Origin of the sequence: Methylobacterium sp. 2A (genome assembly GCF_009806555.1) — a bacterium.
Taxonomy (GTDB): Bacteria; Pseudomonadota; Alphaproteobacteria; order Rhizobiales; family Beijerinckiaceae; genus Methylobacterium.
Window position 1 is genome coordinate 37859 of the sequence record NZ_VUOK01000036.1, and the last position, 25232, is coordinate 63090.

Here is a 25232-nt window from a genome sequence, read left to right on the forward strand (position 1 = left end):
GTTGACGGTCTCGCCGTCAGCGGACCGCCTCGACGATCCAGTCCACGGCCGCCGCTAGCGCCGCCCGCTCGTCCTGCCCTGCGGCGAGCGCTCCCTCGTAGGCCGTGATCTGCCCGTCCGCGCTGGTCCCCTCCGCAACGATGGCCCTGGCACGGGCGACATCGGCAGCGCACCCAAGGGCATCCGCATCCTCCTCCACCAGGGCGAGAACGGCCTCCAGCGCCTCGGGGAACGGCACCGCCTCGCCCCGCGCCTCGTCGATCAGCGTGGCCCGCACGCCGCTATGCTGGGCGCGCCACAGATTCTCCGAGGCCAGCGCCCGCGAGACGCCGTCGAGCCCGGCATGAAGGTCCGGCCGGCGCACGCAGAGCCGCACGAGGCAGCGGAACAGGGCGGCGATGCAGAGCGAATCGTCGAGCCGCGTGCAGGCATCGGCGATGCGCAGTTCCAGGGTCGGGAACTTGATCGAGGGGCGCAGCGACCACCACAGGAAGCTCGCATCGGCGATGGCGCCCGAGCGGGTCATGATGTCCACGAACCGCGCATGGGCGGCCGAGTCCGAAAAAATCTCCGGCAGGCCGGTGCGGGGCAATTCGCCGAACACGCTGAGCCGGTAGGCCATCAGCCCGGTCGCCTCCCCCTGCCAGAACGGCGAGGAGGCCGAGAGGGCGAGCAGCAGCGGCTGGAACGGCAGGAGCCGGTTCATCAGGTCGATGCGGGCCTCCGGATCCGGCACCTCGACATGGACATGCATCCCGCAGATCAGCGCCCGCCGGGCCGCGATGCCGACATCCGACAGGATGCCCTGGTAGCGTTCCCCGTCGGTGGCGGTCTGGCGCGACCAGCGGGCCAGGGGATGGGTGCCGCAGGCGAGCAGCCTCAGACCGTTCTCCGCCGCGATCCCGGCGAGCTGCGCCCGCTGGCCCCCGAGGTTTTCCCGGGCCGCGGCGGCCTCGGTGAGCGGCGGCGTGCAGACCTCGACCTGCGCGGCCACCAACTCGCGCCCGGTCTCGGGCAGCTCCGCCTTCACCCGCGCATGGAAGGCCGCGAGGTCGCCGCGTGGCGTCCCGCGGGTCTCGGCATCGGCGAGGAAGTATTCCTCCTCGATGCCGAAGCGGTAGCTGTGGGCGCTCATCGTGATCTCCGCAAACGCGACGCGTGCGGCAACGCGCCGGCCCAGGCGAAGGTGCCCTCAGCCCGCCCGCAGCGCCCCGCCCACCAGCCAGGCCGGATCGAACCAGCGATCCGCCTCGCCGTCATAGGGCAGGCGCGTGATGTCCCAGTTCTGGATGTACTTGGCGTAGACGTTCCACACCGCGATCCCGCCGCCCACGAAGATCCGCCGGCCCGGATAGCGCTTGAGCACCTGCTCCGGGTCCTCGTGGCTGCGGATCACGTCGATGGTGCGGTCCTTGAAGGCGAAGTCGGGGACCGAGGCCACGGTCTTCGGCCCGGCGATCAGCACGTGGCCCATGGTCAGCGCGAAGAAGCGCGTCACGTCCTCCACGAACAGCGGGTCGGTGTTGCCCTCCCAGGGCAGGTGCCCGTTCAGGCCGAGCTGGCCGCGCAGGCCGATCGCACAGATGCAGCGGACGTCGATCATCGTAAATCCCAAACCCCGCGGGCCCCGGACCCCTTTAGAGCTCCTCACAAAACTCCCGAGCACCGGATATTTCCCTCTGGCCGCGACAGCGCAGCGGGAGTTTTGTGAGAGGCTCTTACTCGGGTGCGCGGAACCGCAGCACCCGGTCGGTGGGGAAATCGTAGAGCGCGCCGGTCTCGGTCCAGTCCGGGCCTGCGAGGCGCACGAAATGGGGCGCGAGCTCCTCCGGCGTCCGCAGCGTCTCGGGATCCTCGCCCGGCATCGCCGAGCGGCGCATGCCCGTTCGCAGGGGACCCGGGTTGACGAGCATCGCCCGGATGGCCGTGTTCTCGTTCTCGGCCGCGTAGGTGCGCACCAGGGCCTCCAGCGCGGCCTTGGAGACCGAATACGGTCCCCAGTAGGGCCGGCACTTCGAGGCCGCCCCCGAGGAGACGAAGATCGCCCGTCCGGCATCCGACATGCGCAGCAGCGGATCCAGCGAGCGGATCAGGCGCCAGTTGGCGGTGACGTTCACGTCCATCACCTGCGCCCAGATCTTCGGGGTGATGTGGCCGATCGGCATGAGCGCGCCGAGGATGCCGGCATTGGCAATCAGGATGTCGAGCCGCTTCCACCGCTCGTTGATCGCCGCGCCGAGGCGGTCGATCGCCTCGTAATCGGCGAGGTCGAAGGGCACGAGGGTCGCGCTGGAGCCCGCGGCGCGGATCGCGTCGTCCAGTTCCTCCAGGGCGCCGACCGTGCGGGCGACCGCGATGACATGCGCGCCGGCCCCGGCCAGCGCCAGCGCGGCGGCGCGCCCGATCCCGCGGGATGCGCCGGTAACGACCGCGACGCGGCCTTCCAAGGGTCTCTGAGATTCAGCCATGCGCAGGACCTAGCGCATTCTCACCCGAAGGGTCGAGGAATCGGTTTCAAAAGGTCCGGGACCTTTTGCGGGTGCAGGGTGGAACCCTGCAAGGACCCAGGGGCGCTGCCCCTGGACCCCGCCAAAGGGCTCGCCCTTTGGGAACCCGAAACCTCAGTCCGCCTCGGCCAGCATGGCGAAGCGCTTCGGGCCGGCGATGGAGAGATCGGTCAGGCCGGTCGGGTACTCGCCCGTGAAGCAATGGTCGGTGTATTGCGGGCAGGCCGCATTCCGCTCGTCCTCACCCATCGCCCGGTAGAGGCCCGGGATCGACAGGAACGCCAGCGAATCCGCCCCGATATACTTGCGCATGCCTTCCAGGTCGTGGGTCGCGGCGAGGAGCTTCTCCCGCTCCGGCGTGTCGATCCCGTAGAAATCCGGGTAGGTGATCGGCGGCGAGGCGATCCGGAAATGCACCTCCGCGGCGCCGGCCTCGCGCATCATGCGCACGATCTTCACCGAGGTCGTGCCGCGGACCAAGCTGTCATCGACGAGGACGATGCTCTTGCCCTCGATCGCCGCGCGGTTGGCCGAGTGCTTCATCCGCACGCCGAGTTCGCGCACCGACTGGGTCGGCTGGATGAAGGTCCGCCCGACATAGTGGTTGCGGATGATCCCCATCTCGAAGGGCAGGCCGGTCTCCTGCGCGAAGCCGAGCGCCGCCGGCACGCCGGAATCCGGCACCGGAACCACGACGTCGGCGGCGACCGGCGCCTCGCGGGCGAGTTCCCGGCCGATCGCCTTGCGCACGCCGTAGACGCTCTTGCCGTTCACCACGGAATCCGGCCGGGCGAAATAGATGTACTCGAAGATGCAGGGCCGCATCGGCGCGGCGTCGGCGAAGCGGATCGACTCGATCCCCTCCTCGGAGATCACCACGATCTCGCCGTTCTCGATGTCGCGCACGAACCGGGCGCCGATGATGTCGAGCGCGCAGGTCTCGGAGGCCAGCATGTAGCGGCCGTCGAGCTCGCCGAGCACCAGCGGGCGGATGCCCAGCGGGTCGCGGGCGCCGATCAGCTTCTTGTTGGTGAGCGCCACGATCGCGTAGGCGCCCTGGATCGCCTGCAGGGCGTCGATGAATCGCTCGATGATCCGCGGCTTCCGCGAGCGGGCCGCGAGGTGGAGGATCACCTCGGTGTCGGAGGTCGATTGCGTGATCGCGCCGTCGCGCACGAGGTCGCGGCGGATCGACAGGGCGTTGGTGAGGTTGCCGTTATGGGCGACCGCGAGCCCGCCGCTGGCGAGTTCCGCGAAGAGCGGCTGCACGTTGCGCAGGATCGTCCCGCCGGTGGTCGAGTAGCGCACGTGGCCGATCGCGGCGCGGCCCTTGAGGCGGGCGATGGTGTCGCCGTCCGAGAAGGAATCGCCCACGAGGCCGGGGCGCCGCTCGGAATGGAACACCGAGCCGTCGAAGGAGACGATGCCGGCCGCCTCCTGGCCGCGGTGCTGCAGGGCGTGCAGGCCGAGCGCCACGATGGCCGAGGCCTCCGGGTGCCCGAAGATGCCGAAGACGCCGCATTCCTCGCGGAGCGTGTCGCCGTCGAGATCGAAATCGGCGCTGGGATTGGTGGCGTGTGACATGCGGCGGTCGATCACTCACGAGTCCCGGCGGCGACGGGCCGGCGCGCCGGTCGTCGCGGATACGATCCGTTCGCTACCGGACCCGTTATCTAGGCGTTCCACGCGCGTCGGCCTACGGCGAATACCGCAGATCAGCGTCGCGTCGGGCTCGGCGCGGTCTCGGTGCGGCGCTGGGGCGCCGGGTCGGTCTCGGCGGGGGCGTCGGCCGCCTCGTTGGGCGGCGTGAGGGCCTTCGGCTTCTTGAACTGCTTCAGGAAGCCTTCCGGGTTCTCGGGCAGCTGCGCCACCAGGGCGTCGCCGGACTTTTCCAGCATCGGGCGCGTGCGCGCCTGCGCGGCCCAGTCCGGCACCTTGCCCTGGACCAGCCAGGACAGGAACACCCAGCCGATCACGCAGATCAGGAAGCCGCGGGCCGCCCCGAACAGGAAGCCGAGGGAGCGATCCACCGCGCCGATCCGCGAATCGAGCACCACGTCCGAGATCTTCACCGTGATGAGCGAGACGACGATCAGCGTGCCGAGGAAAATCGCCGCGATCGAGGCGACCAGCGCCACGGTGTCGCTGTTCACGTGCTGCTTCACGGTGGGCAGGAGCATCGGATAGAGCGTCCAGGCGACCGCGGCCGCCGCCACCCAGGCGACGATCGCCAGCACCTCGCGCGTGACGCCGCGCACGGCCGCGAGCAACGCGGAAACCGCGACGATGCCGAGCACGACGAGATCCAGGACGGTAAACGGCATCGTTATGCTTTTGGTACCCGAGGGGATGGCGCGTTGCCCGTGCGGCTCCCCCGGACCGCGGTGGATTTATACCAAGCCCGACCTCGGCCGTCACCCTGGCGCACGGTCCTCGGCCGAACCCTGTGCCGTCCATGCATCAGCGGGGGGCTTCGGCCTTGCCCCACCCGGTATGCAAGCCAGCCCACGGGTGGCTTGGCTCCACGAAGAACCCGCCCCGGTGTATGGGTCCGGCTTGTGCTTCCGGAAGCCCGGTGGCGAACGGACGGAGACGGTCTGCGTGGCCGAGGCCAGACCAGCGACGGAGATGGGCGCCCACGGCGCCCGGCTGACGATCGACCTCGGGGCGATCGCGGCGAACTGGCGGTCTCTCGCCGCCCGCGGCCCGGGATCCGCCTGCGCCGCCGTGGTGAAGGCCGACGCCTATGGCTGCGGCATCGGCCAGGTCGGCCCGGCCCTCTGGGCGGCCGGATGCCGGACGTTCTTCGTCGCCCATTTGTCCGAAGGAATCGCGGCCCGCGCCGCCCTGCCGGAGGCCGAGATCTACATCCTGAACGGCCTGCCCCCGGGCGCAGCCGAAGCCTTCGCGGCGCATGGGCTGCGCCCCGTTCTCGGCAGCGTCGAGGAGCTGTCGGAATGGGCGGCGCTCTCGGCCGGCCGCCTGCCGGCGGCGCTCCACGTCGATACCGGCATGAACCGGCTGGGCCTGCCGGTGCTGGAGGCGTTGGACCTCGCGGGCGACGCGCGCATCGCCGCGGCCGGGATCGACCTGCTCCTCAGCCACTTCGTCAGCGCCGAGAAGCCGGAGGATCCGGTCAATGCGCGGCAGATCGCCGATTTCGCCCGCGTCCGGGCGGCCTATCCCGGGATCCGGGCCTCGCTGGCGAACTCGTCGGGGGCCTTCCTCGACGGTGCCCGGCACGACCTCCTGCGGCCGGGCTACGCCCTGTTCGGCGGCAATCCGACGCCGGGGGCCGCCAACCCGATGCGCCCGGTGGTGCGGCTGGAGGCGCTGATCGCGCAGGTGCGCGACGTCGAGGCCGGAGCGACCGCGGGCTATAACGGCCGCTGGACCGCCCCCCGGCCGAGCCGGCTCGCCACGCTCTCCCTCGGCTACGCCGACGGATTCCCCCGGGCGATCAGCGGACGGGGCCAAGCGCTGGTCGGCGGCGTGCCCTGCCCGATTCTCGGCCTCGTCTCGATGGATCTCATCATCCTCGATGTGACCGACGCGCCAGCGGCCCGGCGGGGGGCTACGGCGGTCCTGATCGGCGACGACCTCGACATCGATAGGGTCGGGCGATCCGCCGGCACGATCGGCTACGAGATCCTGACCGGGCTGGGTTCTCGTTATGTTCGAACCTATGTAGACTGACCCGATTCTTCCCTGGAACGCCGGCCGGCCGGCGCTCGGACCCGCATGGCCAAGATCCATCAGACCTTCGTCTGTCAGTCCTGCGGGGCGGTCTACAACCGCTGGCGCGGGCGCTGCGAGGCCTGCAACGGCTGGAACACGATCGTCGAGGAGGCGCCCTCCGCCTCCGGCCAGTCCGGCCCGGCCGCCACCCGGCCGTCGCGCAACCGCGGCCGGGTGTTTCCCCTCGAAGGCCTGACCGGCGAGGCCAAGGAGGCGCCGCGCATCCCCTCGGGGATCGGCGAGCTCGACCGGGTGACCGGCGGCGGCTTCGTGCGCGGCTCGGTGATCCTGCTCGGCGGCGATCCCGGGATCGGCAAGTCGACCCTGCTGATGCAGTCCTCCGCCGCCATGGCGGGGACGGGCGAGCGGGTCGCCTACATCTCGGGCGAGGAGGCGGTGGGGCAGGTGCGCCTGCGGGCCGAGCGGCTGGGCCTGAGCGACCGCCCGGTCCAGCTCGCCGCCGAGACCAATGTCGAGGACATCGTCGAGACCCTGAGCCAGGGCCGCCCGCCAGCGCTCGCCATCATCGACTCGATCCAGACCATGTGGACCGAGACGGTGGAATCGGCCCCCGGCACGGTCACGCAGGTGCGTTCCTCGGCGCAGGCGCTGATCCGCTTCGCCAAGACCACCGGAACGGCGGTGATCCTGGTCGGCCACGTCACCAAGGACGGGCAGATCGCGGGCCCCCGGGTGGTCGAGCACATGGTCGACGCGGTCGCCTCCTTCGAGGGCGACCAGGGCCACCATTTCCGCATCCTGCGCGCCGTGAAGAACCGGTTCGGGCCGACCGACGAGATCGGCGTGTTCGAGATGACCGATGCGGGCCTGAGCGAGGTGCCGAACCCCTCGGCCCTGTTCCTGGCGGGGCGCGACCAGCAGGCGGCCGGCACCGCGGTCTTCGCCGGCATGGAGGGCACCCGGCCGCTGCTCGTCGAGATCCAGGCGCTGGTGGCGCCCTCCTCGCTCGGCATGCCGCGCCGCGCGGTGGTGGGCTGGGATCCGAACCGGCTGTCGATGGTGCTCGCCGTGCTGGAGGCCCATGGCGGCATCCGGCTCGGCAGCCACGACGTCTATCTGAACGTGGCCGGCGGCCTGCGCATCACCGAGCCGGCGGCGGACCTCGCGGTTGCGGCCGCCCTGGTCTCGTCCCTGTCGGGGGCCGTGCTGCCGCCGGAGACGGTCTATTTCGGCGAGATCGGCCTGTCGGGGGCGATCCGGCCGGTCGCCCAGGCGGGCTCCCGGCTGAAGGAGGCCCAGAAACTCGGCTTCGCGAAGGCGCTGATCCCGCAGGGCCGCGGCGAGGGCGAGAAGGCGCTGTCCGTCGAAACGCTGCGCCACATCGCCGATCTGGTGGCGGGGATCAGCGCCGGGGCGCCGCGCAGGGGATCCGGGCAGCGCGGGCGGGCGCCGTCGCGCTACGCCGACGAGGAGGTCTGAGGCGCCTCGCCCTCAACCGTTCGCGCCCATCCTCCGACGCACAAGGCCCCGGGATCCCCTGCGCCCCCGCGGAAAAACCTCGGCTCAATGGCACCCGCACGAGCCCGAGCCGCAGCCCCCGCCGCCACTGCCCTTGGCGGGCGCATGGCGCACCGTGTCGCGGTCGAGGCCGCGCTCGGCGAGTTCGGCGAGGTAGGTGTTCCACCGCGTCTCGTATTCGCGACCCAGCGTGTGCAGATAGCCCCAGCCGTAGATGCCGGTATCGTGCATGTCGTCGAAGCCGAGCTTCACCGCGTAGTTGCCCACCGGCTCCACCGCCAGGATCGCCACGGAGCGCTTGCCGCCGATCACCTTGCGCTCCAGCGGCGAGTGCCCCTGAACCTCGGCGGACGGGCTCGAGACCCGCAGGTACTCGGCCGGCAGGGCGTAGCGCGCCCCGTCCTCGAAGGCCACGTTGAGACTCCGCCGGTCCGCCGACAGGCGGATCTCGGTCGGCCATAGATCCTCGCTCACAGGTCACACTCCTCACGCAATCCGGGGCTGCGGCCGGGGGCCTGCTTGCCCGCAACCATTTGGGGCATCATATGCCGGACGATGCTCGATGACAGCTCCCTGACGCCGCAGACCATCGCGGACGGCGCGCCCGCCGGGCCGGCGCCCCTGATCGACCCGTTCCAGCGGGCGATCTCCTATCTGCGCATCTCGGTGACGGATCGCTGCGACCTGCGCTGCGCCTACTGCATGGCGGAGCACATGCAGTTCCTGCCCAAGCGCGACCTGCTCACCCTGGAGGAGCTCGACCGGCTCTGCGGCGTGTTCATCGCCCGGGGCGTGCGCAAGCTCCGGATCACCGGCGGCGAGCCGCTGGTGCGCCGGGACATCATGCACCTGTTCCGCCGCCTCTCCCGCCATCTCGATTCGGGGGCGCTGGAGGAGCTGACGCTGACCACCAACGGCACGCAGCTCACCCGCTACGCCGACGAGCTGGCGAGCCTCGGCGTGCGCCGGATCAACGTCTCGCTCGACACGCTCGACCCCGAAAAATTCCGGGCGATCACCCGGCGCGGCGACCTCAAGGTGGTGCTGGACGGCATCGCGGCGGCCCGGGCCGCCGGCCTGAAGGTGAAGATCAACGCGGTGGCGCTGCGCGACCTCAACGCCGACGAGATCCCCGACATGATCGCCTGGGCCCACGGCCTCGGCATGGACATGACGCTGATCGAGGTGATGCCGCTCGGCGAGATCGAAGCGGACCGGACCGATCAGTTCCTGCCCCTGTCGGTCGCCCGGCAGCGGCTGGAGACCCGCTACACGCTCACCCCCCTGCCCGACCGGACCGGCGGCCCGGCGCGCTACGTGCGGGTCGAGGAGACGGGTGGGAAGCTCGGCTTCATCACGCCGCTGACGCATAATTTCTGCGAGAGCTGCAACCGGGTCCGCCTGACCTGCACCGGCCAGCTCTACATGTGCCTCGGCCAGGAGGATTCGGCCGATCTCCGGGCGGTGCTGCGCGCCTCGCAGGACGATGCCGTTCTGGCGGCGGCCGTGGTCGAGGCGATCACCCGCAAGCCCAAGGGGCACGACTTCGTCATCGAGCGCCAGCGCCCGGCCGCCGTGCCGCGGCACATGAGCGTCACGGGGGGCTGACCGCGCCCGGTTCCCGCCGACGGCCCGAACCCCGCCAAGGTGCCCCTCGTCTGGCGAAGAGCGGGCTCCCAGGTTAGGTGTGTGCGGCGCACGCGCCGCGCGGGATCAGCGCACGACAACCGGGAGCCGCCCTTGGCCACGATCATCCCCGTCGCTTCCTTCGACTGCGTCGTCTTCGGCGCGACCGGCGATCTGACCGCACGAAAGCTTCTGCCGGCCCTGTTCTACCGCTTCCGGGACGGGCAGATCCCGGAGACCAGCCGGATCATCGGCGCCTCGCGCTCGGAGCTGTCGCGGGACGCCTTCCACGAGCATGCCCGCGACGCCCTCAAGCGCTTCGTGCCGGCCTCCGACCTGACCGAGGACATGCTGCGGCGCTTCCTCGACCACGTCGATTACGTGGCGGTGGACGGCGCCGGCGACAGCGGCTGGGACGACCTCGTGGCCAAGCTCGACGAGCGGCCCGGACAGGTGCGGCCCTACTACCTCGCCACCTCCCCCGACCTCTACGGCTCGATCTGCCGCAACCTCGCCGCCCACGGTCTGGTCGGCGAGAAGTCCCGGGTCGTGCTGGAGAAGCCGATCGGCAAGGATCTGAAATCCGCCAAGGCGATCAACGACGCGGTCGGCGAGGTCTTCCCCGAATCGCAGATCTTCCGGATCGACCACTACCTCGGCAAGGAGACGGTCCAGAACCTCCTCTCCCTGCGCTTCGCCAACACGATCTTCGAGCGGCTCTGGACCGCGGACGTGATCGACCACGTCCAGATCACGGTCGCCGAGACCGTCGGCGTCGAGGGCCGGGCCGGCTATTACGACACGTCGGGCGCCATGCGCGACATGCTGCAGAACCACATGCTGCAGCTCCTCTGCCTCACCGCGATGGAGAGCCCGCTCAACCTGGAAGCCAATTCGGTTCGCGACGAGAAGCTGAAGGTGCTGCGCGCGCTGAAGCCGATCACCGCCCACGATATCCAGACCGTGACCGTGCGCGGCCAGTACGTGGCGGGCGCCGTCGACGGGAAACCCGTGGAGGGCTACCTCACCGAGCTCGGCCATGACAGCCGGACCGAGACCTTCGTGGCCATGAAGGTGGAGGTCCAGTCCGGCCGCTGGGCCGGGGTGCCGTTCTACCTGCGCACCGGCAAGCGGCTGCCCCAGAAGCTCTCGGAGATCGTGGTGCAGTTCCGCGCCTCGCCGTTCTCGATCTTCCCCGAGGAGGCCTTCGGCCGGGAGCCGAACCGGCTCGTGATCCGCCTGCAGCCGCAGGAGGGCATGAAGCTCGAGGTGATGACCAAGGATCCCGGCCCCGGCGGCCTGCGCCTGCGCCCGACCGACCTCGACATCTCCTTCGAGGAGACCTTCAAGCAGCGCTACCCGGACGCCTATGAGCGCCTGCTGATGGACGTGGTCCGCGGCAACGCCACCCTGTTCATGCGCCGCGACGAGGTCGAGGCCGCCTGGGCCTGGGCGGATGGCGTGCTCAAGGCCTGGGCCGACCGGCCCGAGGCGCCCCGGCCCTACCCGGCCGGCAGCTGGGGCCCGACCGCCGCCATCGCGCTGATCGAGCGCGACGGCCGGACCTGGCACGAGGAGCTGCGCTGAGGCCCTGTCCCCAGCTTACGGCCAAGCTGCCATCATACCGTCAAGCGGGCGATGAACTCTGCCGATGCTGCCGGACACCGCCCCGCCAGAGGGCGGACACGGCTTTGCCCGAGGGATCATCCATGCTCGACACCGATCGGGACGCGGTCGCCCTGGCCGAGCGCCGCCTGGAGCGTTCGGTCGCCGCCACCCTGCGCATCATCGCGGCCGCCCATGACGAGCGGCGGGCCCCGCCGGTCTCCGCGGCCCGGCGCCGCCTGAGCGAGGTCTACGGCGCCACCCGCCTCGCCCGGCGCCGGGAGCAGGAGCAGCGCACGGCCTGAGGGCCTTTCTGACCCGGGATTCCAAAGGGCTCGCCCTTTGGCGGGGTCTCGGGGCAGAGCCCTGAGAGCTTCACCAGGGCTCTGCCCTGAACCAGCGAAAGGGCACGCCCTTCCGAAACCCTGACTCTAGACAGCAGCGTCCCAGGTCTCGCTGAGCGGCACCCCGCCGCGAACGAGGCGCGCCCGGAGCACCACGTCGCCGGTCGGCATCGGCTCCGGCGGGCGCCATTCCACGTAGATCCGCCAGCCGCCGGTCTGCGGCACGAAGTTCGAGACCGGCGCGTGCAGCGTGCCGGCGCTGGCCGAGACCTCCGCGGTCACCGACTCGTCCGGTCCGCCCGGCAGGCTCGGCCCCGCGAAATCGATCACGCAGAGCCGCCGCTCGGGACGCGGCGGCGTCAGGGGGCGCAGGCGCTCCGCCGAACCGAACCGGGTCGATGTCACGCGGGCCAAGGCCGTTTCGGGGATCGCCGGCACCGGCTCGGCCCCCACCGTGGTCAACCCGTAGGCGAGGTGCAGGGCCGTCCCCGGCTGCGCCGCCGCATCCGGCACGAAGGCCGCCACGATGTTGTCCATGTACTCCTCGCCCGAGGGGATCTCGTAGAGCTGCACCGCGCCCGCCGCGAAGGCGCCCCCGCTCGGATCCGGGCTCACCCACAGGCCGGGCCGTGCCTCCTGGCGCGCCTCCACGTCGAGATAGGCGGCAAAGTTCCGCTCCCGCTGCAGCAGCCCGAAGCCCGCGAGCGGCTTGCCCGCGAAGGCCGAGATCTGCGGCTGCCGGCGGCCATTGACCAGGGGACGCCAGAGCCGGTCGGGCCGGGCCGGATCGCCGCCCGAGGCGACGCAGAGCCCGTCGGAATCGTGGACCTGCGGGCGGAAATCGTCGAACGGCTTGGCGCCCCGGGCGCCGGGCCCGTTCTCGCCGTACAGGAACATGCTGGTCAGCGGCGCGAGCCCCAACCGGCCGACCGGCACCCGCGGATGGAGCGTCGCCGTGACCGCGATCCGGGCCGGGTCCCCGGGGCTGATCGCGAACCGGTAGGCGCCCGCCACGCTCGGGCTGTCGAGCAGCGAGAGCACCGTCAGGGTGCGGGCGCCCGGCTCGGGCTCGCAGATCCAGTGCGCGACGAAATCGGGAAATTCTTCTCCCTCCGGCGCCCCCGTGCCGATGGCGAGGCCCCGCGCGGAGAGCCCGTATTCCTGGTTGGCGGCGCGCAGCCGGAAATACGAGGCGCCGAGAAAGACCAAAAACTCCTCCTGAAAGCCCTTCGGGCGCCAGGAGGGCGTATCGGGGAAGGCGTAGTGCAGGCGGAAGCCGGCGAAGCCGAGATCCGGCGCGAAGCTCTGCCCGGCGAGCCGCGCGCCCAGATCGAACAGCCGGCTGTCGTAGGGGATCGGGCGGGCCGGCCCGTCGAGCGGCTGGAGGTGGAGGGCCACGCGCTTGCGCTGCAGGAAGCCGCGGTGGAAGAACTGCGCGCTGAACAGCGGGCCGAGGCGCAGGCTTTCGGCGGCCCGGAACGTGATGGCCCTGTAGGCATCGTAGTCGAGGCCCGTGAGGGCGGGGGGCAGATCCTCGGGCGGGGCGGCGTAGGGCGCAGCGGCCCGGCCTGCCGCCGCCTCGGCCAGCGCCTCGAACGTCATCCGGCCATCCTGCGCCGTGTCCTGGCTTACGCCCTGCGACGGAAGCGCCGGGCCGGCCCACGTTCTGGACCCATTCAGCTCGGCTACGCTAGGTAGAACCGTGCCGGCAGCCGCGGTCAGGACGGTTCGAAGAACGCGGCGCCGGGAGGGGGGATTGATCCGTTCGGCTTCCGGCCGCCCATCGGGCCGGGCCGGCTCCGTGTCGTTGCCCCGCCCATCGGTGTCCACGGTCATCGGCTCCCGGCCTCAGGCGGCGGGGCGGCCGGCAGCCTTCCACGGTCGAGTTCCTCGCGCCATGTCGTCACGCGCCGTACCTCCTCGCGCCACCGCCTCACGCGTCGACGCCGCCGCCGAGCGATCGCAGCGGAACGCATGTCCGGCCATGCCCGATCCCTCCGGGACGTCCGCCGCCCGTGAGGTCTGGAGCGGCCGGAATCCCGGGCGGGTGCTGCGCACCCGGCGCCTCGCCCTGGCGGTCCCGAGCCTCGTCGCGGCAGGCGGTATCGCGTGGCTCGCCGCCCTTGCCTACCCGGCCGGCGTCAGCCCGCTCGCCTGGGCGGTGCTCGGGTTGTTCAGCCTCGTGATGGCGTGGCAGGCCTTCACGGCCTGCCAGTACGCCTACGGGCTCGTCGCCGCCCTGCTGGGGGACCGGGCGAAGTCGGCGCTGGAGCGCCGCTCCGAGATGGCCGGCGCCGTCCCCGCCGGAGCGGGCCGCACCGCCGCCGTGATGGCGATCCACGCCGAGGACGCCGTGGCGGTCTTCGCCCGGCTGCGGGTCATGGCCCGCTCGCTGGCCCAGGCGGGCACCGGGGATATCGACATCTTCGTCCTCTCCGACACCCGCGACGGCGCCATCGCCGCCGTCGAGGAGCACGAATACGCCCGGATCCAGGCCTGGGCCTCGGGCGATCCGGCCCTGCCGCGGATCCGCTACCGGCGCCGGACCGAGAATGTCGGCCGCAAGGCCGGCAATATCGGCGAGTTCTGCCGCACCTATGGCGGCGAGTACGCCTTCATGATCGTGCTGGACGCCGACAGTCTCATGACCGGCGCCACCATGGGCCGCCTCGTGCGGCTGATGCAGGAGAGCCCCCGTACCGGCCTGATCCAGACCGTCTCGTACGCGGCGGGCCGGGACACGCTGTTCGCCCGCATCCAGCAATTCGCGGTGCGGCTCTACGCGCCGCTGGCCCTGCGCTGCCTGGAGACCTGGCAGGGGCCGGAGGGCAGCTACTGGGGCCACAACGCCATCCTGCGGATCGAGGCCTTCGCGCAGAACGCGCAGCTCCCGCGGCTGCCGGGCCGGGAGCCGCTCGGCGGCGAGATCCTGTGCCACGACATCGTCGAGGGCGCGCTGATGGTGCGCGCCGGCTGGGAGGTGCGGCTGCTGCCGGAGCTCGGCGGCACCTGGGAGGAGATGCCCACCAACCTCGTCGACCTCCTCGGCCGCGAGCGCCGCTGGTGCCAGGGCAACCTCCAGCACCTGCGGGTGCTGCCCTGGGCGGGGCTCCGCGCCGCCAGCCGCTGGCATTTCCTGGTCGGCATCCTCTCCTACGGGGTGCTGCCCCTCTGGGTCGCCTTCCTCGGGCTCGCGGCCTGGCAGGCGGCCCGGACCGGGGATCTCGGCCTCCTGGCCTACGGGCTGACCGGGCACGGCGCCGCCGCCCACGCGCTGGCCGCCCTCAGCATCGCCGTGCTGGCCCTGCCGAAGCTCCTGAGCCTCGGCCATGTCCTGGCCTCCCGGCAGCGCCGGGCCGCTTTCGGCGGGACCCGCTCGCTGCTCGCCAGCGCCGCCCTGGAACAGGCCGCCTGGGTCGTGCTCTGGCCGGTCCTGACCCTGTTCACCGCCGGGGCCGTGGTGGCGACCTTCTTCGGCCGGGTGGTGCGTTGGGAGACGCAGGATCGCGACGACCGGCAGGTCTCCTGGGGCGAGGCGTTCCGGCTCCAGGCCGATGCCGTGGTGGTCGGTGCGCTGATCGCCTTCGCGCTGGGGCTCGTCGGCGATGCGTGGCTCGCCCTCTGGCTGGCGCCGCTGGCCCTGGCGCTCGTCACCAGCCCGGCCCAGAGCGTCTGGACCAGCCGGGCCCAGAGCGTCTGGACCAGCCGGGCCGATCTCGGCCGCCTCGCCCGGGCGCGCGGCCTGTTCCTGAACGCCGACGACACCGCGCAGGCGCCGGAACTCGCCGAGTTGGCGCAGATCCGCGGCCTGCCGACGCATGGAACGGTTCATGGGACGGTTCATGGGACGGTTCATGGGACGGTTCATGCCCCGGTCCGCCCGGCGCCGCTGGAACCCGCCATCTGGCTCGCCGCCGACGAGGCCTGAACGGCGACGCGGCGCCCATCATCCCGGGTGCCACGGCCAAGCTGCCACAGTGTTGCCATCGCGTCACGGGCGGTCGGAACCGGCCTGCTGAGCCGGTTTCAGACTTGGCTTTGGAGCGTGAGCGTTTACCCCTTGGCGAGGATCGGCACGGCATCGTGCCGCGGTATCCGCCGCGTTCCCGCCAAGTCCGCGCCTGCCCCGAGAGGCTTTGATGCGTCGTTTTCTTCCCGCCCTGATCGGGTTTTTCGGCGTGGCCGCCTGCGCCGCGCCGGCCCTCGCCTACGAGATCGACCCGCTGACCCGCCAGCCGCTGAACGACGCGCTCAGCGTGCGCGTGCGCCCGCAGGCCGTCGAGACCGTCGCGGTGCCGGTGGCCAACGCCTCCCTCAACCCCGCCGACCCGATGAACCCCGATGCGGCGGTGCCGCAGATGTCGGCGATCCCGCGCGAGATCGTGGCGTATAACGGCCCGTACGGCGCCGGTACGATCGTGGTCTCCACCGCCGAGCGGCGGCTCTACTACGTGATGGGCGGCGGGCAGGCCCTGCGCTACGGCGTCGGCGTCGGCCGGCCGGGCTTCACCTGGGGCGGCGTGCAGACCATCACGATGAAGCGCGAATGGCCGGATTGGCGTCCGCCGTCCACCATGCTGCGCCGCCGCCCCGACCTGCCGCGCTACATGAAGGGCGGCATCGAGAACCCCCTCGGCGCCCGCGCCATGTATCTCGGCGGCTCGATCTACCGGATCCACGGCTCCAACGAGCCGGAGACCATCGGCACCGCCGTCTCCTCGGGCTGCATCCGCATGACCAACGAGGACGTGATGGACCTCTACACCCGCGCCAAGGTCGGCACGAAGGTCGTCGTCCAGCGCTGATGTTTTCGGACTTTCGCGTGAGGGCCGGCCGTCTGGTCGGCCCTTTCGCGTTTCAGGGCAGGGTCACCAGCGCGTCCGGGCGCTTCACCTCGATCTCGATGAAGGCGATCGGGTGCTCGGACCCGTTCATCACGTCGTGCCGGATGCCGGCCGGGCGCATGTAGGATTGGCCCGCCGCGAGCGCCGTCTCGCTGACCGCCGCGCCGTCGTGGACGCGGAGCACCCCGTCCACCAGCATGACCACGAAATACGGCCAGCCGTGCTCGTGCCAGCCGGTCACCGCACCCGGGGGGAAGTCCCAGCGGGTGATGCGCACGGTGGCGTCGTCCTGCTGGAGTGTGGGCGTGGCGGGGATGGTGCAGGCAAAGGCCATGGCGGCTCCGGGATGACGGGCAAGCGGATGACGCCCGCGCCGCCGCGATGCAAGCCTTCGGCCGCCCGCCTGACGGAGACCGGGTCAGTCCACGCGGGCCGCTTGTTCCGGCGGCCGACGCTCCACCTTCCTGATCGGCTGAGGCTCGCCCGCCGGGACCGGCTTCGCCAGGGCGGGCGCGGCGGCCTTCCGGGCGGGGGGATTGGCGGCCGCCGGCTTCACCGCGGGCGGCGTGGCCGCGGCGCCGGCCGGCGGGATCGCCCCCGTGGCGGCGGGCTCGGGCGCCGGCGTGTCGAGCTTGTAGATATCGTCCCGGAAATGCGCCTTCCCGTCCGGGGTGGCGTAGCCCGTGAGGTACACGAAGGTCACCGGCACGGGCTTCGGCAGCTTGATGTCCCGGCGCTCGCCGTCGGCGATGCCGGTCTCGATCTCGATCGGACCCCAGCTGCTGCCCGGCCCGTTCGGACCCTCCGTGCCCTGCAGCAGCCAGCCGACCAGCTCCTTCACCTGACCGACCCGGACACAGCCATGGCTGTGGAAGCGCACGCTCGCGGCGAACAGCGATTTGGCCGGCGTATCGTGCATGTAGACGGCAAAGCGGTTCGGCATGTCGATCCGCACCTGGCCGAGCGAATTGTCGAAGCCGGAATCCTGGCGCAGCGTGTAGTTGACCGCCTTCTCGCCCGCCCAGTCGATCTTGGTCGGGTCGACCTCGCCGGTCGGACCCAGGATACGGATGTGGTTCTTGGCGAGATAACCCGGGTTCCTGCGCATCTGCGGGATGATCTCGTTCTTCACCACCGAGGCCGGCACCGTCCAGGTCGGGTTGAAGTTGATGTCGGTGATCCGGGTCTCCACCGGGGGCGTCGCCTTGTCGGGCGAGCCGACGACGGCGACGTAGCGGCGCACCACCGTGCCGTTCTCCACTGCCTCGACGGCGGCCGAGGGGATGTTGACCACGACGTAGCGCTCGCCGAACGGGAATTTCGAGCCCATCAGCCGGGCCGCCGAAGCCGAGAGCTGCTTCTGGCGCACGGTCGCCGGGACGTTGAGCGCGTTGAGGGTGAGCCGGCCCAGGATGCCGCTGTCGGGCAGGCCGTGGCGGCCCTGGAAGGCCGCGATCGCCGCGACCAGCGGCGGGTCGAGGCGGTCGCTCGGGGGCGCATCCGCCGGCAGGTCGCCGGTGAGGGTCAGGTGGTGGCGCAGAGCCGGGATCGCGGGGCTGCGCTCGCCGGGCTTCAGGCGCGCGAGGTCGTCGGGCAGCCGCTCCCAGCCACCGGCCTCCGCAAAGGCCGCGTAGCGCTCGGCGGCCCGCAGCGTATCGAGGAAGGTGCGTGGGGTCAGCGTCGGGCTCGGATCGGCCGAGACCTTGGCGTAGACCAGGGGGGCCGGCTCGCGCGACCGCTTGGCGGCCTCCTGCGGCTTGCCCGGAGCCGGCTTGATGTCCGGTGCCGCAGCCTCGACGGGTTTCGGATCGTCGGATCCGGATGCAGTGGGCTTGGGCTCGACGGCCTTCGCGTCGGCTGCCTTCGGCTCCGCTGACTTCTCCGCTGACTTGGGCTCCGAAGCCTTGACCTCCTGCCCCTTCGCAGCCGCGCCGTCCGGTGCGACCGGGAACGCGATGGCCGGGGAAGCGGCTGGCGGAACGGGTGCCGGGCTGGCCGGCGCGGGGACACCCTGCGCCCGGGCATCGACGGGGGCGCCGAGCAGCGTCAGCAGCGACAGGCCCGCGCCGAGCGCGGCCCCCGGGCGAGCATGACGGCGGGAACGGACCGGGCCCATACGCAACACTCCCGACGGCGCCCGACTCGGCGCGGATCGGCGGCATGATGGGCCGGCGTGGTTACCAATCTCCTCCCGTCCGGAGAGCGCCCCGAAGAGCAGATTCACCATCCTGCGATGTCCTTCCAAGCACCGCGGCGTCTACGGATGTCGGCGGCGCCGGAAATATCGCTTAGTGCTCGGCTCAGGGTCATCCCTGCCGGACAGGAGAAGCGGCCTCGTCATGCCGGATCCCGGGAAGCAGGTCCCCGCGGTGATGCCTTACCTGCCGCAGCTCGACGGGGTGCGGGCGCTCGCCATCCTGATCGTGTTCGCGGCCCATTGCGGCTACAGCCACGTCGTCCCCGGGGGCTTCGGGGTCACGGTCTTCTTCTTCCTGAGCGGCTACCTGATCACCACCCTGCTGCGGATCGAGCGGGCGCGGACCGGCGCGGTTTCGCTCCCGGCCTTTTACCTGCGGCGGAGCTTGCGCATCCTGCCGCCGATGTACCTGACCCTGCTCGCCGCGGGCGGGTTCTACGCGCTGGGGCTGCTCGACTGGATGCCGGTCGAGCCGGCGGCGATCCTCGGGCAGGCGACGTTCCTGACGAACTATCCCGGCCTGTTCGGTACCGAGGCGGTGCTGCCCGTGCCCCTCTGGAGCCTCGCCATCGAGGAGCATTTTTATCTGATCTTCCCCCTGGCCTTCAGCCTGTGGCTGGGCCGCCTGCGACCGCGTCGGGCCGCACTTGCCTGCCTGGGGATCTGCGCCGCGGTCCTGGCGATCCGCTGCGTCAACGTCTGGCGGCTCGCCGATTACAGCCTGAACTATTCCTGGACCCATACCCGCATCGACGCGATCCTGTTCGGCTGCTGCCTCGGCCTGTGGAACAACCCGGTGATCCCGGCTGACGCAGCGTGGCGGCCGAAGGGGTGGCACGTGGGCTTCAGCCTTGCGGTGATCCTCGCCACCCTGGCGCTGCGGGCGCCCGCCTTCCGCGAGACCCTGCGCTACACGCTCCAGAGCGCGGCCCTGTTCGTGCCCTTCGCCTACCTGCTGCACGGGGAGGGACCCGCGGTGCGGCTGCTGGCCGGCCGGCCGATGCGCCAGCTCGGGCTGTGGTCGTACAGCTTCTACCTCGCCCACATGGCCGTGGTGGCGCTGGTGCTGCACCTGTGGCCCAGCCTGCACGGCCTGTCGCTGATGCTCGCGGCCTTCCCGCCGACGCTGCTCTGGTGCTGGGGGATGTACAATCTCGTCGAGCGCCCCTGCGCCCGCCTGCGCCGCCGGCTCCTGACCGAACGACCGCCCGAGCCGATCCTGGCCGACGGGGGGCGGCAGGCCGGGGTCACGGCCGCCTGAGCCTGTCCCGCGCGGCTGTATGGTCCGGCGCCGCCGCGAAGGCGGCCTTCATCGCGTGCCAGAGGGGCTTGCGCCGGAACTGCGAATCCAGCGGCAGGGCGCGCTGGGGCAGGCCGTCGGGCCGCTTGCGGTAGGGGTGGTCGTTCAGCCACGTGTCCGGGTCGTAGATGTCCCAGGTCAGCACGTCGAGCAGCGCCGGCTCGTCCAGCACCACGTCGAGGTAGCGCCGCGCGAAGTCGGCCACCATCCGGTCGCGGGTCGGCACGTCGGATGGGAAGGCGCGGTCGTCGATGTCGAACTCGGTGATTTCGATCCCGAGACCCATCTGGCCGATCTCGCGCAGGAAGCGCCGCAGCTGGCTTTGGTCGATCGGGATCGTGCTGGTGAGGTGCGATTGCAAGCCGAAGCGCCGGATCGGCACGCCCCGCGACCGCATCGCCTCCAGCCGGCGCAGGACCCTGGTGCGCTTGGCCTCCATCCAGGGCGCGCCCTGCTCGACCGCATCCTCGTTCCACGTGCCGGCGGCCGCCGGATCGGTCTCGTGCAGGATGCGGAAGGCGAGATCGACGTAACCGGGTCCGATCGAGGCGAGCCAGGGCGAGTCGCGCAGGCCCCCGCCGCGGTCTGGGTCGGCCTCGTTGCCGAAAATCTCGTTGACGACGTCCCAGGCGACGATCTGCCCGCGGTAATGGCCCGCCACGGTCTCGATCCAGCGCCGCATGAAGTCTTCGCCTTGCGCCGCGCTCGCCCGTCCGAGCAGGGGGCCGACCCAGGGCGGGAGCGCCGCGTGCCAGATCAGGGTGTGGCCGCGCATGCGCTGGCCGTTGCTCCTGGCGAAGCGCAGGATCGCGTCGCCCCGGGCGAAGTCGGTCCTGCCCGGAGCGGGCATTACCTCCTCCATCTTCATCTCGGTGCCGCAGACCAGGATGCCGCATTCCCGCGCCACCGCCTGCCGGTAGGCGGGCGTGGAATCGAAGCGGTGGAACGGCACCTCGCAGCCGTAGAGCAGGCCCTTCGCGGCGGCCGCGGCCTGGAGGCTGTCGGCCGACCAGGACGGGCGGCCGGGCGGCCCGAACCCGCCGGGCGTGGCCCCCCGCGCCGCCGTGGCGAGCCCCGCGCAGGCCATCCCGGTCAGAATGGATCGGCGGCTCGGACGGATCGGCATGCCGCATCCTCGGGTTCGGCGGGATCGCCGCCATCGGAGCATGCGGCGGCGGAGGTTACGATCCGCTGAGTCTGCGGGCCTCCATCCGATCCGGTGCATCAACTCGCCTTCATCCGGGGCTCGCCCCATCTGAAGGGCGCCATCCAGCCGAGGATTTCCCATGAGCCAGCATCCCGCCATCAGCCCCGGCCGCAGCGCCGTCGTCACGGGGGCCGCGAGCGGCATCGGGCTCGCCGCCGCGCAGGCCTTCGCGCGGGCGGGCATGAATGTCTGGCTCGCCGACCTGCCCGGACCGGCCCTCGACGCCACTCGCGCCGCCGTGGCCGGACTCGCCGCCGTCGAGGTCCGCGCGGTGCCGACCGACGTCTCCGACCGGGGCGCCGTGGAGGCCCTGGCGGGCGCCGTCGCGCGGGGCGGGCCGCCCGCCATCGTCATGCTGAATGCCGGGATCGAGGCCGGCGGAAAACTGTTCTCCGACGCCGAGACCTGGACGCGGATTCTGGGCACCAACCTCTGGGGCGTGGTCAACGGCATCCACGCCTTCGCGCCCGGCATGATCGAGGGGGGCAAGCCCGGGGCCGTGATCGTCACCGGCTCGAAGCAGGGCATCACCACGCCGCCCGGCAACGCGCCCTACAACGTCTCGAAGGCGGGGGTGAAGGCGGTCACCGAGGCGCTGGCCCACGAGCTGCGCAACCGCGAGGGCTGCCGGACCACCGCGCATCTGCTGATCCCGGGCTTCGTCTATACGGGGCTGACCAGGGCTCGCGGCGTCGCCGAGAAGCCGGCCGGCGCCTGGACGCCGGAGGAGACCGTGTCGTTCCTGCTGGAGCGGCTGGCGGCGGGCGATTTCTACATCCTCTGCCCGGACAACGAGACCACCCGGGCGCAGGACGAAAAGCGGATCGCCTGGGCGGCGGGCGATATCATCGAGAACCGGCCGGCGCTCTCGCGCTGGCATCCGGATCATGCCGAGGCGTTCAAGCAGCACATGGAGGGGTGAATGGCCCGGCGGCCGCGCCCGCCGGCGCGTGTCAAGGAGCCCATCTTCGGGCCGCCGGCCACGACGGCGCGGGCGGCCTTCATCCGCTTCGGCAACGCCCTGCACTGGCAGGCCTATTTCGCGGATGCCGGTCTCAGGCCGGCCATGGGGCAGGTCGGGGATGATGGTCGGGCGATTTTTGAAGCCGCGCTCGCACGGCTGCAGAAGGCGGAGCATCGCCTCGTCGCGGCGTTCATCACCGAACTGACGGACGGCACCGTGACCTTCGCGGAGGCGCAGGCGATCTGGCGGGAGACGGAAGGCGACACGATGCGGAGCGTGTGGACCGACCCGGACGCGTTCCTGCGCTTCCTTCTTACCGTGCGCGACCGGATCGATCCCCACGCCTGGGCGGCCGGCAAGCCGCGGTTCCGACCGGACCCGACGACGCGACACGCGCGAAGACGGCGCGCCGGCCTACCCCCCGGCCGGTGATCCACCCGCCAGCGGCAGCTGCACCTTCATCAGGCCCGGATCCTCCGGATCGCGCCCCTGCGTGAAGCCGAGGCGCCGGCAGACCGCCAGCATCGGCCGGTTCTCGGCCAGCACCGAGCCTTCGACCCGGCCGATCCCCTCGGAGCGCGCCCAGTCGATCATCAGGCGCATCAACGCGAAGGCGAGTCCGGTGCCCCGCGCATCGCGCCCCACCGCGATGGCGTATTCGCCGCTCTCGTGGTTGGCGTCGGCGTGGAGACGGACGGCGCCGAGCATGCGCTCGGCTCCTCCCGCATCCACCTCGGTGGCCACGAACGCGATGGCGCGGGCGTAGTCGAGTTGCGTCAGGCGGGCCAGGAAGGCGTGGCTGAAGGCGCGCACCGGCCCGAAGAAGCGCAGGCGCAGATCCTCCGGGTCGAGCCCCTGGAAGAAGCTGAGGAACAGGCCCTCGTCCTCCGGGCGCACGGGCCGCACGCGGATCGTGCGGTTCTTCAGGTTGAGCGTCCTCACCCATTCCGCCGGGTAGGGCCGGATCGCGAAGCGCGGATGGCCGCGCCCGTGCCGTCCCCGCTCCGAGCGCCCGATCCGCACCCGGGCGTCGAGGGCGAGCACGCCGGTCTCGTCGGCGAGCAGCGGATTGATGTCGAGTTCGCGCACCTGCGGCAGGTCGGCGGCGAGTTGGGACAGTTTCACCAGCGTCAGCGCGATGGCCGGCTGGTCGGCGGCGGGCACGTCCCGGTAGCCTTCGAGCCGCCGGGCGACCCGGGTCCGGCCGATCAGGTCGCGGGCGAGGGTCAGGTCGAGCGGCGGCAGGCCGAGCGCCCGGTCGTCGATCACCTCGACCGCCGTGCCGCCGCGCCCGAACACCACCACCGGGCCGAACACGGAATCCTCCGCGAGGCCCGCGATCAGCTCCCGGCGCTGGCCCCGGCGCACCATGGGCTGCACCGCGAAACCGGTGACGCGCGCATCCGGCCGCTCGCGCCGCGCCCGAATCAGGATGCTGCGCGCGGCCTCGCGGACATCGGCTTCGCTGGTGAGATCGAGATGGACCCCGCCGATATCGGATTTGTGCACGATGTCGGGGGAGACGACCTTGAGCGCCACCGTTCCCCCCGCCGCGATGATCGGCCAGGCGGCCGCTGCCGCCGCGTCCTTGTCGGGGACCAGCGTGATCGGCACGGTCGGGATCCCGTAGGCCTCGAGGAGGCCGTTCACCGCGATCGGATCGAGCCATGCCGCCCCCTGGCGCAGGGCGCCCGCGATGATCGAGCGGGCGCGGGCCGTGTCGGGGGAGAAGTCGCGCGGCAGCGAGTCCGGCGTGCGCATCAGGTCGTCCTGCGCCTCGCGGTAGCGCACGAGGTGCAGGAAGCCTTCGATCGCCTCGGAATCGGTGGCGAAATGCGGCAGGCCCGCGCGCGCGAAGGCCTCCCGCGCCGCCTCGGCATCCCCCAGGGAGACGGCGAAGAGCGGCTTCTTGCGCGTCTGACCGGCGCGGACGCGCTTGACCGTGTCGGCGATCGCGTTGGCGACCTCCCCGGCGTCCGACCGCACGGTGGGCACGTGGATCGCCAGCACGGCGTCGCTGATGCGGTCCGTGAGGATCGGCTCCAGGGCGGCCGCGAAGGCCGGGCCGGCCGCGTCGATGCCGAGATCGAGGGGGTTGCCGGCCGGGTGCCCCTCGATCTCGGCGGCTTCGGCCATGGTGCCCGCGCGCTCGATCAGCCGGTCGGCGGCCAGCAGGCCGATGCCGCGGCCGTTCGACAGGATCGCCAGCCGGTCGCCGGGGAACGGGCGCTGGCGCCCCAGCGTCTCGACGGCGGACAACATCTCGTCGAGATCCTGCACCGCCAGCAGGCCGGCCCGCCGGAAGGCCGCGGCGTAGACCGCGTCGGGCCGGGCCAAAGCCCCCGTATGGGTCTCGCGGGCGCGGGTGTCGGGCCGGTGCCGCCCGGCGCGCAGGACCACCACGGGCTTGGCGCGGGCGGCCGCGCGGGCGGCCGACATGAACCGCCGGGCATCCGCGACCCGGTCGAGGCACAGCAGGATCGCGCGGGTGCGGTAATCGGCGGCGAAATGGTCGAGACAATCGGCCACGCCGATATCGAGCACGCTGCCGAGCGAGAGCACCGCCGAGAACCCCGTCCCGTGGCGGGCCCCCCACTCGACGATGGCGGCCGCGACCGTGCCGGATTGCGAGACGAGGGCGAGATCCCCCGCGGCAGGCGCGTGGGCGAACAGGCTGGCATTGAGCTTGGCCGCCGGCACGGCGAGGCCGGCGCTGTCGGGCCCGAGCAGGCGCAGGCCGTGCGCGCGGGCGATCCGGTGCGCGGTCGGCCCCGGATCGTCCGGCGCGGAGCCGAGCCGGGCGGTCAGGATCACGGCCGCGCCCGCCCCGGCCGCGGCCGCCTGCGCGACGACCTCGGGCACCCGCGGCGGCGGAACCGCGATCAGGACGAGGTCGGGGGCGGTTGGCAGATCCGCGATCTGCGGGACGCACGGCAGGCCGTCCACCTCCGCGTGGTCGGGCTGGACGGGCAGGATCGCACCGGGGAAGCCCGAAGCCCGCAGGCTGTCCAGAACGCTGCGCGCCACCGAACCCGCGCGCGCCACGGACCCGACCAGGGCGATCGCGCGGGGCGCCAGCAGCTTGTCGAACCGGTAGGTGCTCACGGAGTCGCCATCATGGGATCGGGTCCCGCGGGCCAGTCGAGCCGGCGTGCATGGGGTGTCCCTCGCTCACGTCGGGATCGGGCGCAATCCCGGGCGACCACCGTTCTACCACAGGCCCGACCACATGGCGCAGCCGGCCGCCCGGGCAACGCTCAATCGTCCCCATGCGATCACCTGGAACCCGGAGGCCCTGCGGGCTCCGAGCAGATCAAATATCCGGCACGCTTTATCGACTTCAAGACCGCCGTTATGACCACATGTAATTTGTTCTTGCCATGAAAGTCCTATCACAATAGTAACTGCGCCCCAGTCGCCT

Annotated in this window: 21 protein-coding genes; 10 read left to right on the plus strand and 11 right to left on the minus strand. The window is 71.7% G+C overall.

The features are described from left to right. Positions 1-16: 16 nt before the first annotated feature. The 5 genes from FVE89_RS17900 to FVE89_RS17920 all read right to left on the minus strand — a co-directional run bounded on the left by FVE89_RS17900 (position 17) and on the right by FVE89_RS17920 (position 4831). Positions 17-1135 (minus strand): carboxylate-amine ligase, encoded by a 1119-nt coding sequence (locus FVE89_RS17900; protein WP_160535309.1) that lies wholly within the window; start codon positions 1133-1135, stop codon positions 17-19. A 57-nt stretch (positions 1136-1192) separates the two neighbouring features. Then, entirely contained in the window at positions 1193-1603 is a 411-nt protein-coding gene (locus FVE89_RS17905; RefSeq protein WP_160535310.1) for a dihydrofolate reductase, read from the minus strand. A gap of 115 nt (positions 1604-1718) precedes the next feature. After that, a complete protein-coding gene (locus FVE89_RS17910) occupies positions 1719-2468 on the minus strand; it encodes an SDR family NAD(P)-dependent oxidoreductase (RefSeq protein ID WP_160535311.1) in 750 nt (249 codons plus the stop codon). A 153-nt stretch (positions 2469-2621) separates the two neighbouring features. After that, the gene (gene purF, locus FVE89_RS17915) at positions 2622-4091 is read right to left on the minus strand and encodes an amidophosphoribosyltransferase (RefSeq protein ID WP_160535312.1); all 1470 of its coding nucleotides are present in this window, start codon (positions 4089-4091) and stop codon (positions 2622-2624) included. Positions 4092-4222: 131 nt separating this feature from the next. Continuing rightward, complete coding sequence (locus FVE89_RS17920; RefSeq protein ID WP_160535313.1) at positions 4223-4831, minus strand: CvpA family protein; 609 nt, start codon at positions 4829-4831, stop codon at positions 4223-4225. A gap of 304 nt (positions 4832-5135) precedes the next feature. Here FVE89_RS17920 and alr point away from each other — a divergent pair, with 304 nt between their 5' ends. Together alr and radA are read left to right on the plus strand one after the other, a co-directional pair. Next, a complete protein-coding gene (gene alr / locus FVE89_RS17925) occupies positions 5136-6203 on the plus strand; it encodes an alanine racemase (RefSeq protein ID WP_160535437.1) in 1068 nt (355 codons plus the stop codon). A gap of 45 nt (positions 6204-6248) precedes the next feature. Beyond that, the gene (gene radA / locus FVE89_RS17930) at positions 6249-7685 is read left to right on the plus strand and encodes a DNA repair protein RadA (RefSeq protein ID WP_160535314.1); all 1437 of its coding nucleotides are present in this window, start codon (positions 6249-6251) and stop codon (positions 7683-7685) included. Positions 7686-7769: 84 nt separating this feature from the next. Here radA and FVE89_RS17935 read toward each other — a convergent pair whose 3' ends face one another. Then, positions 7770-8198, minus strand: coding sequence for a DUF971 domain-containing protein (locus FVE89_RS17935; protein ID WP_160535315.1), 429 nt, complete (start codon positions 8196-8198; stop codon positions 7770-7772). An 81-nt stretch (positions 8199-8279) separates the two neighbouring features. On the opposite strand from FVE89_RS17935, the gene moaA reads away from it, so the two are divergent. The 3 genes from moaA to FVE89_RS17950 all read left to right on the plus strand — a co-directional run bounded on the left by moaA (position 8280) and on the right by FVE89_RS17950 (position 11260). Then, positions 8280-9332 carry a GTP 3',8-cyclase MoaA gene (gene moaA, locus FVE89_RS17940; RefSeq protein ID WP_160535316.1) on the plus strand — a complete coding sequence of 351 codons (1053 nt, stop codon included), beginning with the start codon at positions 8280-8282 and terminating at the stop codon, positions 9330-9332. A 132-nt stretch (positions 9333-9464) separates the two neighbouring features. Next, positions 9465-10937, plus strand: a complete 1473-nt coding sequence (zwf, locus tag FVE89_RS17945; protein WP_160535317.1) for a glucose-6-phosphate dehydrogenase — start codon at positions 9465-9467, stop codon at positions 10935-10937. A 122-nt stretch (positions 10938-11059) separates the two neighbouring features. Then, the gene (locus tag FVE89_RS17950; protein ID WP_160535318.1) at positions 11060-11260 is read left to right on the plus strand and encodes a hypothetical protein; all 201 of its coding nucleotides are present in this window, start codon (positions 11060-11062) and stop codon (positions 11258-11260) included. Positions 11261-11386: 126 nt separating this feature from the next. Here the strand turns inward: FVE89_RS17950 and FVE89_RS17955 are convergent, their stop codons facing one another. Continuing rightward, positions 11387-12901: a glucan biosynthesis protein gene (locus FVE89_RS17955; protein ID WP_160535319.1), complete on the minus strand. Its 1515-nt coding sequence runs from the start codon at positions 12899-12901 to the stop codon at positions 11387-11389. Positions 12902-13196: 295 nt separating this feature from the next. On the opposite strand from FVE89_RS17955, the gene mdoH reads away from it, so the two are divergent. Beyond that, positions 13197-15227, plus strand: a complete 2031-nt coding sequence (gene mdoH / locus FVE89_RS17960; RefSeq protein ID WP_160535320.1) for a glucans biosynthesis glucosyltransferase MdoH — start codon at positions 13197-13199, stop codon at positions 15225-15227. A gap of 211 nt (positions 15228-15438) precedes the next feature. After that, positions 15439-16104, plus strand: a complete 666-nt coding sequence (locus FVE89_RS17965; protein WP_160535321.1) for a L,D-transpeptidase — start codon at positions 15439-15441, stop codon at positions 16102-16104. Positions 16105-16156: 52 nt separating this feature from the next. On the opposite strand, the gene FVE89_RS17970 is transcribed toward FVE89_RS17965, so the two are convergent. Both FVE89_RS17970 and FVE89_RS17975 read right to left on the minus strand, forming a co-directional pair. Further along, on the minus strand, positions 16157-16477 hold the full coding sequence (locus tag FVE89_RS17970; RefSeq protein ID WP_160535322.1) for a cupin domain-containing protein: 321 nt from the start codon (positions 16475-16477) through the stop codon (positions 16157-16159). A gap of 84 nt (positions 16478-16561) precedes the next feature. Continuing rightward, positions 16562-18259, minus strand: coding sequence for a L,D-transpeptidase family protein (locus tag FVE89_RS17975; protein WP_160535323.1), 1698 nt, complete (start codon positions 18257-18259; stop codon positions 16562-16564). A gap of 223 nt (positions 18260-18482) precedes the next feature. Here FVE89_RS17975 and FVE89_RS17980 point away from each other — a divergent pair, with 223 nt between their 5' ends. Next, on the plus strand, positions 18483-19601 hold the full coding sequence (locus tag FVE89_RS17980) for an acyltransferase (protein ID WP_160535324.1): 1119 nt from the start codon (positions 18483-18485) through the stop codon (positions 19599-19601). On the opposite strand, the gene FVE89_RS17985 is transcribed toward FVE89_RS17980, so the two are convergent. Beyond that, complete coding sequence (locus FVE89_RS17985) at positions 19588-20766, minus strand: endo-1,4-beta-xylanase (RefSeq protein ID WP_160535325.1); 1179 nt, start codon at positions 20764-20766, stop codon at positions 19588-19590. The two genes, FVE89_RS17980 and FVE89_RS17985, sit on opposite strands and share 14 nt — an antisense overlap. A 160-nt stretch (positions 20767-20926) precedes the next feature. Between FVE89_RS17985 and FVE89_RS17990 the strand changes: the two genes are divergently transcribed. Together FVE89_RS17990 and FVE89_RS17995 are read left to right on the plus strand one after the other, a co-directional pair. Further along, positions 20927-21769 (plus strand): SDR family NAD(P)-dependent oxidoreductase, encoded by an 843-nt coding sequence (locus FVE89_RS17990; RefSeq protein WP_160535326.1) that lies wholly within the window; start codon positions 20927-20929, stop codon positions 21767-21769. Further along, positions 21770-22243, plus strand: a complete 474-nt coding sequence (locus FVE89_RS17995; RefSeq protein WP_160535327.1) for a hypothetical protein — start codon at positions 21770-21772, stop codon at positions 22241-22243. Here FVE89_RS17995 and FVE89_RS18000 read toward each other — a convergent pair. Next, positions 22226-24916, minus strand: a complete 2691-nt coding sequence (locus FVE89_RS18000) for a bifunctional acetate--CoA ligase family protein/GNAT family N-acetyltransferase (protein WP_160535328.1) — start codon at positions 24914-24916, stop codon at positions 22226-22228. The genes FVE89_RS17995 and FVE89_RS18000 overlap by 18 nt on opposite strands. Positions 24917-25232 lie beyond the last annotated feature (316 nt).

Bases quoted from the DNA above. Each gene is read 5' to 3' on its own strand.
- FVE89_RS17900 (WP_160535309.1), bottom strand. From the start codon at position 1,135: ATGAGCGCCCACAGCTACCGCTTCGGCATCGAGGAGGAATACTTCCTC.
- FVE89_RS17905 (WP_160535310.1), bottom strand. From the start codon at position 1,603: ATGATCGACGTCCGCTGCATCTGTGCGATCGGCCTGCGCGGCCAGCTC.
- FVE89_RS17910 (WP_160535311.1), bottom strand. From the start codon at position 2,468: ATGGCTGAATCTCAGAGACCCTTGGAAGGCCGCGTCGCGGTCGTTACC.
- purF (WP_160535312.1), bottom strand. From the start codon at position 4,091: ATGTCACACGCCACCAATCCCAGCGCCGATTTCGATCTCGACGGCGAC.
- FVE89_RS17920 (WP_160535313.1), bottom strand. From the start codon at position 4,831: ATGCCGTTTACCGTCCTGGATCTCGTCGTGCTCGGCATCGTCGCGGTT.
- alr (WP_160535437.1), top strand. From the start codon at position 5,136: ATGGGCGCCCACGGCGCCCGGCTGACGATCGACCTCGGGGCGATCGCG.
- radA (WP_160535314.1), top strand. From the start codon at position 6,249: ATGGCCAAGATCCATCAGACCTTCGTCTGTCAGTCCTGCGGGGCGGTC.
- moaA (WP_160535316.1), top strand. From the start codon at position 8,280: ATGCTCGATGACAGCTCCCTGACGCCGCAGACCATCGCGGACGGCGCG.
- FVE89_RS17950 (WP_160535318.1), top strand. From the start codon at position 11,060: ATGCTCGACACCGATCGGGACGCGGTCGCCCTGGCCGAGCGCCGCCTG.
- FVE89_RS17955 (WP_160535319.1), bottom strand. From the start codon at position 12,901: ATGACGTTCGAGGCGCTGGCCGAGGCGGCGGCAGGCCGGGCCGCTGCG.
- mdoH (WP_160535320.1), top strand. From the start codon at position 13,197: ATGTCGTCACGCGCCGTACCTCCTCGCGCCACCGCCTCACGCGTCGAC.
- FVE89_RS17965 (WP_160535321.1), top strand. From the start codon at position 15,439: ATGCGTCGTTTTCTTCCCGCCCTGATCGGGTTTTTCGGCGTGGCCGCC.
- FVE89_RS17970 (WP_160535322.1), bottom strand. From the start codon at position 16,477: ATGGCCTTTGCCTGCACCATCCCCGCCACGCCCACACTCCAGCAGGAC.
- FVE89_RS17975 (WP_160535323.1), bottom strand. From the start codon at position 18,259: ATGGGCCCGGTCCGTTCCCGCCGTCATGCTCGCCCGGGGGCCGCGCTC.
- FVE89_RS17980 (WP_160535324.1), top strand. From the start codon at position 18,483: ATGCCGGATCCCGGGAAGCAGGTCCCCGCGGTGATGCCTTACCTGCCG.
- FVE89_RS17985 (WP_160535325.1), bottom strand. From the start codon at position 20,766: ATGCCGATCCGTCCGAGCCGCCGATCCATTCTGACCGGGATGGCCTGC.
- FVE89_RS17990 (WP_160535326.1), top strand. From the start codon at position 20,927: ATGAGCCAGCATCCCGCCATCAGCCCCGGCCGCAGCGCCGTCGTCACG.
- FVE89_RS17995 (WP_160535327.1), top strand. From the start codon at position 21,770: ATGGCCCGGCGGCCGCGCCCGCCGGCGCGTGTCAAGGAGCCCATCTTC.